An 11454-nucleotide genomic window follows, 5' to 3' on the forward strand; every position below is an offset into this window, starting at 1 on the left:
ACTATAACTTCGTCAAGTGCCGTATCAGCAGTCATTTTAACATTAATTTCATTTGATGTTCCAACTTGTACTTCTTGAGTAATCATACCCACATAACTAAACACAAGAATATCTCCATCATTAACTTTAATAGAATAATTTCCATCAAAATCTGTTTGCGCACCCGTTTGAGTGCCTTTAATTACAACGCTAGCTCCAGGTAAAGGCAACTGTCCGTCTGTAACTACACCTTTAACAACCCTTTGTTGCACACCTGTATTAGCTAATACTTCTTTAGCTTTTATAATAATTGTATTATTGGCTGCAATAGAAAAAATAAAATCTCCTTGTTTAAGGCTTTTATCTAGTAATTGATTTGCTTGAATAATTCCTTTTTTAATAAAAACTTTCGGAAAGCTTTTAAACATGTCTTCCTGATATATAAATCTATAATCAGTTTGTCTTTTAATAATTTTAAAGACTTCGTCTACGGTTAGTGTTGTATCATCTATGATTTCTATTTTGGTATTTTGTGAAAAAATATCAGCTGAAGAAAATCCAAATGATAATGAACACAATAAGAATACAAAAGTTCTCATAATGATGGTTAGAATTCTTTTTCTTATTAAGAAAAAGAAAGTAGTTGGTTTAATTTTCATAAATTTGCATGTTTTAGTTAGTTAACTATTAATTGATTATTACAGACTTAAGAGGAGCAAAAGTTGGATACCGCTAAATGTCTACTTTAGCCCTCTTTTTTTATTTTAGTATTATTTTCTTTCCATCTATTTTAAACGAATTTATAAATCCAGATTCTTTAATGCTTATTAATATGTCTTCTATTTTTTGATTTTTACTTAATATTCCTACAAATTTTATGTTCTCAGCTTCTTTATCTACAAATACAACATCCATATCATACCACCTCGAGAGTACTTTCATAATGTCTTTTAAAGGCTTACTTTCAAAACTAAAAACGCCTTTAACCCAAGAAGTTGCATTATATACATCAACGTTTTCTATAATTATGTTTTTGTTAGATAAACTAATTTGAGATTGCTGATTTGCTTTTAAGTAAACATTTTCTGAACCATTGTCTACCTCTACCTTACCTTCTACCAAAGTTGTGTATACAATATTTTCATCTTGATATGATTTGATGTTAAATTTGGTACCTAACACTTCTAACTCTTGCATTCTACTTTTCACATTAAACAAAGCTCCTTTGTGAAGAGTACTAGGAGATACATCAAAAAAGGCTTCTCCATAAATTAATTCTACCTCCCGCTTTTCTCCTTCAATAAAACTAGTAGGGTATTTTAGCTTAGACTCTGAGTTTAACCATACTTTTGTTCCATCTGATAACTGCAGAAAAAATTGCCCGCCTCTTGGTATGGTTAAGTAATTGTAAACTAATTTAGGTTTTGGATTAGCTTTATTATCATAAATTAATTTATCACCAGTACTTTTTACATTTTTTGTAGAATAATTTTGTCCTTTCTCTAGCACAATATTTTTTCCATCTTCAAGAGTTAGAATAGCTTTGTCTGTTCCTACTTCTATCCTATTACTTGTTGGTAATTTAATTTCTTCTACTTGAGGTTCATGTTTATTAAACAACCAAGTAGTTGATATTGAAATTAATATTAAAATAGTTGCAGCATATTTAAAAAAGCCTTTTTTATAAAACGGAGTATGCTTTATGCTTTTTAAATTTTCTTCTTTTAGTTTTAATTGAATTTTATGAAAAACTTGATTTTTCAACTCGTCTTTTAATTCAATATCAATTGGCCATTCTTTATTTTCTTGATTTACAAAAAAATTAGATAAAAACTTAATTTCATCATCAGATATAACTCCAGATTGGAGTTTACTAATTAATAATTGCAAATAATTTTTATCTTGAATACTCACGAATTTACCTCTTTTATATATAAGACGAAAAAAAGAGGGCAATCCCTAAATAAAAATTAGATTATTTTAATATTCGTTTATGGTAAGTTAATTTAGAACTAATAAGCTTTTTAAAAAATTGCAAAAAAGGACAAAGTATGAGATGTTAATAAGTGATGGCCTAATTATTTTTAAAGCCTTGGTAATATAGGCTTCTACAGATTTAGTAGAAATGTTTAATTGTTTAGATATTTCTTTGTGACTTAATTGATTTTCTCTGCTTAATTTAAAAACTTTTTTGCATTTTTCGGGCAAAGTATTTACAACCGCATTTATTTGTGCTTCTAGCTCTTTATAGATGAGTCTCGATTCTGGAGTTGAAGTTTGTATTTTTATATCAAAGTTTTGTAGCACCTCTTCACTAAATGCATTTTTATCTTTTCTAAAAAGATCATATACTTTATGCATAACACAAGTATACAAATAGCCTTTTAATGTTGTTTTAATTACAAGTACATCTCTTTTTTCCCAAATTTTAATAAATACCTCTTGAATTACATCTTCAGAAATTTCACGTTTCTTTAAGAGGCTAAATGCATAAATAAATAATTGTTCCCAATATAAATTATAAATTAGTTTTAAAGCATCTTCATCACCTTGTTTAAGACGTTCAATTAATTTTTGATCTTTAATTTTATTAAAACTCATTAGTTAATTTTCATTCGAACTATAACAAATGTAAATAAAATATTTTATTCGATACATTCGTAAAACAAAAAAGCATCCCAATCTTCAATAAAGAAAAAAGGAAAGCTTTCCATTGGAATACCAAATAAACTCTGGTATAACTACGTCCCGAATTACCTTCGGGAGCAACACAACTTCTTTTAATTACCAAAAAAAGCCCTAATTTCTCAGAGCTTTTTAGCAATACTTCTGTTATTCCATTAATGTGAATAATTAATAAATTAACAGCCATTTAGATTTGTAACTCTAACAGTAATTACTATACATCCCATGTTTTACTCTTTTTAACTAATTTTAATCAAACTTAACTTGCATAATCATTTAATTTATAGGCTAGTTTATATATTTGAATTTGTAACCTTTTTCTTTTAACTCATATGAAAATAAAACTACTCCTTCTCATATTTTTTTTCTTTTTCACTAATATTAACGCCCAAATTGGGTTTGTTGAACATGTCATCCCTACAAACAACATTGGTAATCGTGACCTTATATTAACTTCTATTCTGGGAGATATTGACAATGATGGTGATTTAGACATAATTTTTGCAACCAATGACAAAATTGCTTGGCATGAAAATACGAGTCAATTAAGCAAGTTTAGTGACCAAAAAATAATTACTGAAAATCAAATCGCTAACCCACAGGAAATATTTATTGCCGATTTAGATGGTGACGGAGATCTTGATGTTCTTTCAAGTTCGTTTAATCTTCATAAAATTGCTTGGTATGAAAACCTTGATGGTAAAGGCAATTTTGGTGCTGAACAAATTATTTCGTCCTATATGCGTAGTGTTAAGACTGTCCATGCAGCTGATATTGATGGAGATGGAGATATAGACGTTATTTCTGGTTCTTGGTCAAATGGTAACATTTATTGGTTTGAAAACCTAGATGGCAAAGGTGATTTTAACAATGGAATATTAGTTCCACTCAATGCTGGCATAGCTTCAGTTTATGCAACTGATATCGATGGAGATGGAGATAATGATATTCTTTCTGCTTCAAGTAGTCTCAATGATGTTGGGTGGCACGAAAATTTGGACGGTAAAGGTGATTTCAGTGAACACAAAGCTATTTCTTCCGATATTGATAATGTATTTAAAGTAATGGCAGCAGATTTTGACAATGATGGAGATATGGATATTCTATCGTCAAATAATTCCCTTTATGGAACAGATAAAATTTTTTGGTACGAAAATATCAATGGCTTAGGTGATTTTGGTGTTCAACAGGTAATATCTGATGTTGTAGAAGATCCAACTTTTATCAACACAGGCGATGTTGATAATGACGGGTTTATTGATATTCTTTACACTTCAGCGCTTATAAGTCGCATAGACAATACATCAACGAATGATAAGATCATATGGCATCAAAACTTAGATGGTTCTGGTAATTTTGGTGTTCCACAAACCATAACAACCAATGTGGAAAAACCAAGTACTATTAATATTATAGACCTTGACAATGATGGAGATAATGACTTGGTTTCAACGTCTAGTAAAAATAATATAGCTTGGTACGAAAACCTTGATAGCAAAGGGGGTTTTGGCATACAACAAATGATAGCTGGTAACACAGATGCTTCTTGGGAGGCTTTTCCATATGATTTAGATGGTGATGGGGATCTTGATTTGCTTTATGCTGCAAAACATTACAATACTGTTGCTTGGCAAGAAAATTTAGGTGGACATTGGGATTATAGCTTTCAGAAAACCATAACAAGTAAAGCCATGAATGTCCAATCAGTATTTGCAGCAGACCTAGATGGTGATGGAGATTTAGATGCTCTTTCTGCATCAAGAGATGATTTCACCTTAGCTTGGTATGAGAATTTAGACGGTAAAGGCAATTTTGGAGCAAAGATAAAGATTTCTGAATCAGCTTTTGTATCACTAGTTCGTGCAGCAGATTTTGATAACGATGGAGATATTGATGTTGTAGCTGCCTCTGAAGATTTAGGTGATATATATTGGTTTGAAAACTTAGATGGCAAAGGCGATTTTAGTTACAAGAATATAATACGTCGGGATCATAATAAAATAAAATCACTAAGCCTAGGTGATATAGATGAGGATGGAGATTTAGACTTACTTTACACTCATGATAGCGGAAGTGGTAATTTTGGTTCTATTAATTGGGTAGAAAATAACAATGGATTACAACACAGAGGTTCTATAACCAATACTAATTCAAGTTCTCTAGATGGTGTAAATTCTGCTTCTATCGCAGATTTTGATAATGATGGTAAAAAGGATGTTGTTGCCACTACCAATCCTTATTCAGGAAATTCTAAAATTATGTGGTATAAAGGCATTGATGGATTAGGTGATTTTAGTGGTAATTTTATAACAATTAATTCTAATTCTCGATTAGTTCAATCTACTTATCCAGCTGATGTTGATAATGATGGAGATATGGATATAGTTGCTGCTTCCGCTGAAGACAAGGTAGCTTGGTATGAAAATTTAGACGGTACTGGTAATTTTAGCACAGTAAAAAATATCCCAACTTCAATTAGTTCTTGGGTTCCTGGAAGAATTTACACCGCTGATTTAAACAATGATGGTAATTTGGATATAGTCAGTGCCCAAACGTCCCAGTCGATAGTAATATATGAAAATCTTGGTCATTTAGGCAATACAATTAGTGGCACTATACAATTAGATAAAAATAACGACGGATGTGATATTAACGATTTTGTAGTGTCAAATGTAATGGTCGTTTCTAATAATGGTACAAATAGTTTTAGCACATTTACACAGAATGATGGAAGTTATAATGTTTACACTAATGCTGGAAACTTTACAACCAGCATTAGTTCGGTCTTGCCTAATTATTATAATATAAATCCAATTTCCTTCATATCAAACTTCCCTGCATTAGGCAACTCAAATATGGTCGACTTTTGTCTTGAAACCAATCAAACTGTTAATGATGTAAACATAAGCATATTGCCAATCACTCAAGCAAGACCTGGGTTTGATACTACTTACCAATTAGTTTTTCATAATGTGGGAACAACCCAGTTAAGTGGCGCAATTGTTCTGGAATTTGATAATTCAAAACTAAGTTTCTTAACCGCAAGTGAAACAATATCATCTCAAACCACTAATTCATTCACATTTAATTACAGTGGCTTAAATCCTTTTGAAACAAGAACTATTAATTTAGATTTTAATGTATTAGTTCCACCAACAACTAATATTGGAGATATTTTAAGTTTTACAGCAACTATAAATCCCATTTCGGGAGACAATACAGAAAATGATAATGTATTTACTTTAAACCAAACTGTAATTGGTTCTTATGACCCTAATGATATTCAAGTTTTAGAGGGTGACCAAATTTTAATAGATGATGCTGATGAATATTTGCATTATATTATCCGTTTTCAAAATACAGGTACAGCTTCTGCTATTAATGTAAAAGTAAATAATATTTTAGATGCTAATTTAGACTGGACTACAATGCAACTAGAAAGTTCAAGTCATACAAACCGTGTAGAAATTAAAGACGGTAATCAAGTGTCTTTTATTTTTAATGGTATTTATTTACCTGATAGTACAACCGATGAACCTAATTCCCATGGTTTTATAGCTTATAAAATAAAACCTAAAAGTGATGTTATAGTTGGTGACATAATGCCTAATCAAGCAGATATTTTCTTTGATTTCAACCCAGCAATTGTAACAAATATGGTTACTACAGAAATAACAAGTTCTTTAAGTGCAGAAGATAATTTAATTTCTAAATTTTATGTGTATCCAAACCCAACAACAGGAGTTTTAAATATTAATTCTATAACACAAATAAGTAAATTAGAAGTTCATAATAATATAGGGCAAGTTGTTTTATCAGAAGTCAACAAAACCTCAATTGATGTTTCTTCATTAAATACTGGGCTTTATTTTATAAAAATAGAAGACGTAAATGGAACTATCGAAACTAAAAAGGTTGTAAAAAAATAAGAACCTCCATAAAACAAAAAAGCATCCCAATCTTCAATAAAGAAAAAAGGAAAGCTTTCCATTGGAATACCAAATAAACTCTGGTATAACTACGTTCTAGATTTCTCTAGAAACAACACAACGTCGTATTAATTGCCAAAAAAAGCCCTAATTTCTCAGAGCTTTCTTTTTTGCAATTTTTGCGGTCTGGACGGGACTCGAACCCGCGACCTTCGCCGTGACAGGGCGACATTCTAACCAACTGAACTACCAGACCGTTGCATTATTGCGGTTGCAAATATACACGGCTTTTTTTATATCTCAAATCTTTTTTAGTGTTTTTTGCATAAAAATATTACTAAACAAATTTTTGACGCTCTACCATATAAGTTGTAAGCACATTATTAAAATGTTTATTAATGTCTGCCTCAACATATTTGATTTTATATTGAGCACATTTTAAGCGTAATGCATCAAAATAATTGCTTACCTCAGCATTATAATTTTCTTTAATAGAATCAGCATACAAGTTAATATACTCTTTAGTCTCAACATCAATAAATCGCTTGGGCTTATTATCAAAATCGAACTTTAATTCTTTTTCCTTATCAAACACATGAAATAAAATAACTTCATGTTTATTATACTTTAAATGACGTAAAGCTTCAAATAATTTTGTTTCATCTTCCGAAGTTTGAAACATATCGGTAAACAGAAAAATCATAGAACGCCTATGAATTTTTTCTGCTATCTCGTGCAAATATTTATAAGTTTCGGTAGTTTTATTTAAAGATTTAGAAATAACAGCATTGCTAAGTTGACCTAGTAACATTTGATGATGACGTTCGCTTCCTTTTTCTGGCGAATAAAAATCGTAATTATCACTATAAATACTTAAACCTACAGCATCGCGTTGTTTTTTTAACATGTGCATTAACGACGCCGAAGCCAATGCCGAAAATCCTATTTTATTTAGATTATCTATTGAAAAGTTATCCATTTCTGGATAATGCATCGAGCTGCTATTATCTATAATAATATGACAGCGTAAATTGGTTTCATCATCATAACGTTTGGTATAAAGCTTATCTGTTTTCGCAAATAATTTCCAATCTATATGCCGTGTACTTTCTCCTTGATTATAAATTTTATGCTCAGCAAATTCTGCCGAAAATCCATGAAACGGGCTTTTATGCATGCCAGCAATAAACCCCTCCACCACTTGTTTTGCAAGCAATTCTAAATTTTTAAACCCACTGGCTTTATTAAGTTCGTGCTGTAAATTCATGTTTTAGATCTTAGACTAATTCGCTGTTAGAGTCAAGAAACAAGACTAAAAACAAACTTAAAATTCTTCTTTTTTTTCTTCTCTATCTTCTGTTTTCTAAATAACCGCATCAACAATACCATAAGCAACAGATTCGTCTGCTCCCATCCAATGGTCGCGATTAAAATCTTTCATTATTTTATCAAAAGTTTGCCCACAATTATCAGCTAATATTTTTGCGCTTAATTCTTTAGTTAATACAATTTCTTTTGCTGTAATTTCAATATCACTCGCTTGTCCGCGAGCACCACCACTTGGCTGATGTATCATAACACGAGCATGTGGTTGTATAAAGCGTTTACCTTTTTCTCCTGCCGATAATATAATCGATCCCATAGAAGCAGCAAAGCCAGTACAAATTGTAGATACCGGACTTTTAATAGATTTCATACAATCGTAAATTGCGAATCCAGATGTTACATAACCACCTGGACTATTAACATATAAATGTATAGTTTCGTTAGACAAAGCATCTAAATACAATAATCTATCAACAACGTGTTTTGCTGAATCATCATCAACTTGTCCCCACAAAAACACTTTACGTGCTTCAATTAATTTGCTATCAATAGCATCCTGAACTTTATTTTTACTCATAATATTTATTTTGCATCTAAAATAAAAAAAGGTTCACCATAAATGGCAAACCTTTTCATTTTTCTTTTTTTAATTATCTACTATAAAAGTGCATCAATAGCATCAGTATAAGCATTTTTAGGAGCTACGCCAACTTGTCTACCAACAACTTCTCCATTCTGAAAAACCAAAACAGTAGGTATGTTACGCACACCGTATTTTGCAGCAAATTCTTGATTTGCATCAACATCTACTTTTCCAACAACAGCTTTACCATCGTACTCGCCGCTAATTTCTTCAATAATAGGTCCAACCATTCTACATGGTCCGCACCAAGCTGCCCAAAAGTCTACCAATACAGGCTTGTCACTTTTTAAAACTGTTTCTTCAAACGTTGCATCTGTTATTTCTAATGCCATAATTTTATATTTTAATCTGTTTTACTTTAAATTTATTTACAAATTTAGTCAAAATATTTTCTATAGCTTACAACCTAACAATTTGTTTTACCTATAGCTACATTAGTTTAGGTTATTTTACTTTTTTTTTGGCGCAACCACAACACTTCGACTACGCTCAGTATAAGTGGTCAGGCTATCCACTAATAGTTTTGGTTCTATGCTCTCCTCGCCAAAAGCTAAAGTTTATCCTGAGCGGAGTCGAAGGGCTACTATTCTTTGCGCAATGCAGAACCCAGCATAAAAATTTAATTAAGCAACTAAAAAGTTGCGTATTAAAAACATTTAATCTAATTTAGCAACCATAAAGTTGCGTATTAATCAAAAATCAAACAATTATGAAAGATTCAATTAAAAAAGAAGTACTATTTAATCATTCGATAGACAAAGTTTGGAATGCCATTTCAAAAGCCGAAGAAATCTCAACCTGGTTTATCCCAGCCGATTTTAAAGCAGAACCCGGATATCAATACACCTTTACTTCTCCTCCAAATGAAAAAGGTTGTACGGTTATAAGCGGCGAAGTAAAAGAAGCAAACCCTTATATACTTATATATACTTGGATTGTAGCTGATACAAAAGTAGAAACTACTGTAAAGTGGGAACTTGAAGCAACCCAAAACGGAACAAAATTAACTTTAGAGCATTCTGGAATTACTAATTATGCTGGTGAAACCGCTGTAGCTATGTTTGAAAGTTTTAACGGTGGTTGGGATAATTGCATTTCTGGTTTAACAAGCTACTTAAAACAAGAAGTCAATGCAGGATAAAATCACTAAACTTTTCAAAGCTATTGCAGACCCAACAAGGCGTGACATTTTTCATGCCTTGGTAATTGCAACTTCAGCATTATCTATAACTCAAATTTCAAATCAGTTTGAAATGACAAGACAAGGCGTTACTAAACATATTAAAACACTAGAAGAAGCTGGCTTAGTAAATATCAATACTCAAGGACGAGAACGTTTCTGTAATGCTAATCCGAGTGAACTTCAAGAAGTGAATAAGTGGGTTAAATTCTACGAAAAATTCTGGGATAATAAACTGAACAATTTAAGCAATTATTTAGATAATAAAGCTTAAAACAAATCGTTATTGCAAGGGCAAAGGATATAGTAATCTGTTAATATTGAAACTAAAAACTCAAATTAATCGACCAATATATTCCCACGTTTTTTTCTAATAAAAAGCTCAGAATGACACTAAAATTAAAATAAATGTTAAAATATTTTATTTAGTTAGGATTCCTTACTATATTTGTTTTCTAATAATAATTAAAACAAATATATTATGAGTAAATCCATTTTTTATCACGCAGGTTGTCCTGTTTGTATAAGTGCAGAACACGACATTATTAATTTAATAGGAGCAGAAAATGTAGATATTGTACATTTTGGCGAAGACAATTCAAGAATTTCGGAAGCAGAAAATGCTGGTGTAAAATCGGTTCCCGCTTTGGTAACTCCAAATGGAAATGTGCTTCATATTAACTTTGGTGCTTCAATGGAAGCTGTAAAAGGATAATTTTCAACTCCATTAGTTAGGAGTCCTATTTAAAATAAAAAATGTAAACTATGAAAATTTCTGTTTGGGATACATACGTAAAAAGAGAAGATGGTAAATTAATGCATTTTGACATACTTGTACCAAACAGTTTAGATGACGAACAAATCATTTTAAATTATGGCACGAGCTATTTAAAAGGTAAAACTTTTAAAACAGAAAGTATATCATCAAAAATTTGCAACTTTTGCCATATTGAACAGGCTACAGATGCTACTGTAAATGACATTAAAAACAAAGGATTTTCGATTATTGAAATGGAAAATTGTGACTAATTTAATTAGGATTACTAACTTTGCCTGTCAATCTAACATTGGCAGGCATTTTTTATGAATGATAATATTTTTAATCCAACACATCAAGAAACCAATCTTTCTAACAAGATTGTTGCCGGTTTAGAGCGTATTTCTGAAGCTTTTAAAGTATTGCTTTGGGAAAAGGCAAAGCTTTTAGGTTTAAGTCCTATTCAAATTCAAATCCTCATTTTTATAAATTATCATAAAGTTGAATTTTGTAATGTGAGCCATTTAGCTAAAGAATTCAACGTTACAAAACCCACCATTAGTGATGCTGTTAAAGTTTTAGTGAATAAAGGATTCATTAAAAAAGTATATTCTACTTCTGATAGTAGAAGTTATGCGATTCAATTATCGGATTCTGGAAAAGCAATAGTTTCCGAAACCGAAAATTTTGCACATCCTCTAAAAAAGCAATTAAACGGAATTGAAAATGAAGATTTAGATTCTACTTTTAAAACGCTTAGTAAATTTATTTATAAATTAAATCAAATTGGTGTTTTAACGGTTCAGCGAACATGTTATGCTTGTAAATTTTATCAAAAAAATGACAACCAACATTTTTGTAATTTATTGGAAAAGGAATTACAGAATTCTGAGATTAGGATTGATTGTGGTGAGTTTGAGGGGAAAGCTTAATATAAGCTGTCATTGTGAGGAGG

Annotated in this window: 12 protein-coding genes and 1 tRNA gene; 6 read left to right on the top strand and 7 right to left on the bottom strand. The window is 30.9% G+C overall.

All coding sequences use genetic code 11. The annotated features are described in order from the left end of the window. The 3 genes from AADI82_RS10065 to AADI82_RS10075 form a co-directional block, all read right to left on the bottom strand. Positions 1-638 (bottom strand): carboxypeptidase-like regulatory domain-containing protein (locus AADI82_RS10065; RefSeq protein ID WP_341216316.1); only part of this gene is annotated, 638 nt, incomplete at its 3' end. Positions 639-738: 100 nt separating this feature from the next. After that, positions 739-1893 (bottom strand): FecR family protein, encoded by a 1155-nt coding sequence (locus AADI82_RS10070; protein WP_341216317.1) that lies wholly within the window; start codon positions 1891-1893, stop codon positions 739-741. A gap of 87 nt (positions 1894-1980) precedes the next feature. Continuing rightward, positions 1981-2580: an RNA polymerase sigma-70 factor gene (locus tag AADI82_RS10075; RefSeq protein WP_341216318.1), complete on the bottom strand. Its 600-nt coding sequence runs from the start codon at positions 2578-2580 to the stop codon at positions 1981-1983. Between the two features lie 416 nt (positions 2581-2996). On the opposite strand from AADI82_RS10075, the gene AADI82_RS10080 reads away from it, so the two are divergent. Beyond that, positions 2997-6593: a T9SS type A sorting domain-containing protein gene (locus tag AADI82_RS10080; protein ID WP_341216319.1), complete on the top strand. Its 3597-nt coding sequence runs from the start codon at positions 2997-2999 to the stop codon at positions 6591-6593. 182 nt (positions 6594-6775) lie between these two features. On the opposite strand, the gene AADI82_RS10085 is transcribed toward AADI82_RS10080, so the two are convergent. The 4 genes from AADI82_RS10085 to trxA form a co-directional block, all read right to left on the bottom strand. After that, positions 6776-6849: transfer RNA gene (locus AADI82_RS10085), tRNA-Asp, on the bottom strand. An 81-nt stretch (positions 6850-6930) separates the two neighbouring features. Next, positions 6931-7860, bottom strand: a complete 930-nt coding sequence (locus AADI82_RS10090; RefSeq protein WP_341216320.1) for a DUF58 domain-containing protein — start codon at positions 7858-7860, stop codon at positions 6931-6933. 96 nt (positions 7861-7956) lie between these two features. Then, on the bottom strand, positions 7957-8496 hold the full coding sequence (locus tag AADI82_RS10095; protein WP_341216321.1) for an ATP-dependent Clp protease proteolytic subunit: 540 nt from the start codon (positions 8494-8496) through the stop codon (positions 7957-7959). Positions 8497-8576: 80 nt separating this feature from the next. After that, a complete protein-coding gene (trxA, locus tag AADI82_RS10100) occupies positions 8577-8894 on the bottom strand; it encodes a thioredoxin (protein ID WP_034041826.1) in 318 nt (105 codons plus the stop codon). 377 nt (positions 8895-9271) lie between these two features. Here trxA and AADI82_RS10105 point away from each other — a divergent pair, with 377 nt between their 5' ends. The 5 genes from AADI82_RS10105 to AADI82_RS10125 all read left to right on the top strand — a co-directional run bounded on the left by AADI82_RS10105 (position 9272) and on the right by AADI82_RS10125 (position 11431). Beyond that, complete coding sequence (locus AADI82_RS10105) at positions 9272-9703, top strand: SRPBCC domain-containing protein (RefSeq protein WP_341216322.1); 432 nt, start codon at positions 9272-9274, stop codon at positions 9701-9703. Continuing rightward, positions 9693-10016, top strand: coding sequence for a metalloregulator ArsR/SmtB family transcription factor (locus tag AADI82_RS10110; RefSeq protein ID WP_341216323.1), 324 nt, complete (start codon positions 9693-9695; stop codon positions 10014-10016). The genes AADI82_RS10105 and AADI82_RS10110 overlap by 11 nt, the downstream gene beginning before the upstream one ends. A 207-nt stretch (positions 10017-10223) precedes the next feature. Beyond that, on the top strand, positions 10224-10457 hold the full coding sequence (locus AADI82_RS10115; RefSeq protein ID WP_341216324.1) for a thioredoxin family protein: 234 nt from the start codon (positions 10224-10226) through the stop codon (positions 10455-10457). A 50-nt stretch (positions 10458-10507) separates the two neighbouring features. Beyond that, positions 10508-10771 (top strand): DUF2024 family protein, encoded by a 264-nt coding sequence (locus AADI82_RS10120; protein WP_341216325.1) that lies wholly within the window; start codon positions 10508-10510, stop codon positions 10769-10771. A 54-nt stretch (positions 10772-10825) separates the two neighbouring features. Beyond that, positions 10826-11431 (top strand): MarR family winged helix-turn-helix transcriptional regulator, encoded by a 606-nt coding sequence (locus AADI82_RS10125; protein ID WP_341216326.1) that lies wholly within the window; start codon positions 10826-10828, stop codon positions 11429-11431. Positions 11432-11454 lie beyond the last annotated feature (23 nt).

It is taken from the genome of uncultured Wocania sp. (genome assembly GCF_964021735.1).
Taxonomy (GTDB): domain Bacteria; phylum Bacteroidota; class Bacteroidia; order Flavobacteriales; family Flavobacteriaceae; genus Wocania_A.

What these genes read in the sequence shown, in the direction of transcription:
- AADI82_RS10115 (WP_341216324.1), top strand. Translation starts at nt 10,224, where the DNA reads ATGAGTAAATCCATTTTTTATCACGCAGGTTGTCCTGTTTGTATAAGT.
- AADI82_RS10075 (WP_341216318.1), bottom strand. Translation starts at nt 2,580, where the DNA reads ATGAGTTTTAATAAAATTAAAGATCAAAAATTAATTGAACGTCTTAAA.
- AADI82_RS10105 (WP_341216322.1), top strand. Translation starts at nt 9,272, where the DNA reads ATGAAAGATTCAATTAAAAAAGAAGTACTATTTAATCATTCGATAGAC.
- AADI82_RS10120 (WP_341216325.1), top strand. Translation starts at nt 10,508, where the DNA reads ATGAAAATTTCTGTTTGGGATACATACGTAAAAAGAGAAGATGGTAAA.
- AADI82_RS10080 (WP_341216319.1), top strand. Translation starts at nt 2,997, where the DNA reads ATGAAAATAAAACTACTCCTTCTCATATTTTTTTTCTTTTTCACTAAT.
- AADI82_RS10125 (WP_341216326.1), top strand. Translation starts at nt 10,826, where the DNA reads ATGAATGATAATATTTTTAATCCAACACATCAAGAAACCAATCTTTCT.
- trxA (WP_034041826.1), bottom strand. Translation starts at nt 8,894, where the DNA reads ATGGCATTAGAAATAACAGATGCAACGTTTGAAGAAACAGTTTTAAAA.
- AADI82_RS10090 (WP_341216320.1), bottom strand. Translation starts at nt 7,860, where the DNA reads ATGAATTTACAGCACGAACTTAATAAAGCCAGTGGGTTTAAAAATTTA.
- AADI82_RS10095 (WP_341216321.1), bottom strand. Translation starts at nt 8,496, where the DNA reads ATGAGTAAAAATAAAGTTCAGGATGCTATTGATAGCAAATTAATTGAA.
- AADI82_RS10110 (WP_341216323.1), top strand. Translation starts at nt 9,693, where the DNA reads ATGCAGGATAAAATCACTAAACTTTTCAAAGCTATTGCAGACCCAACA.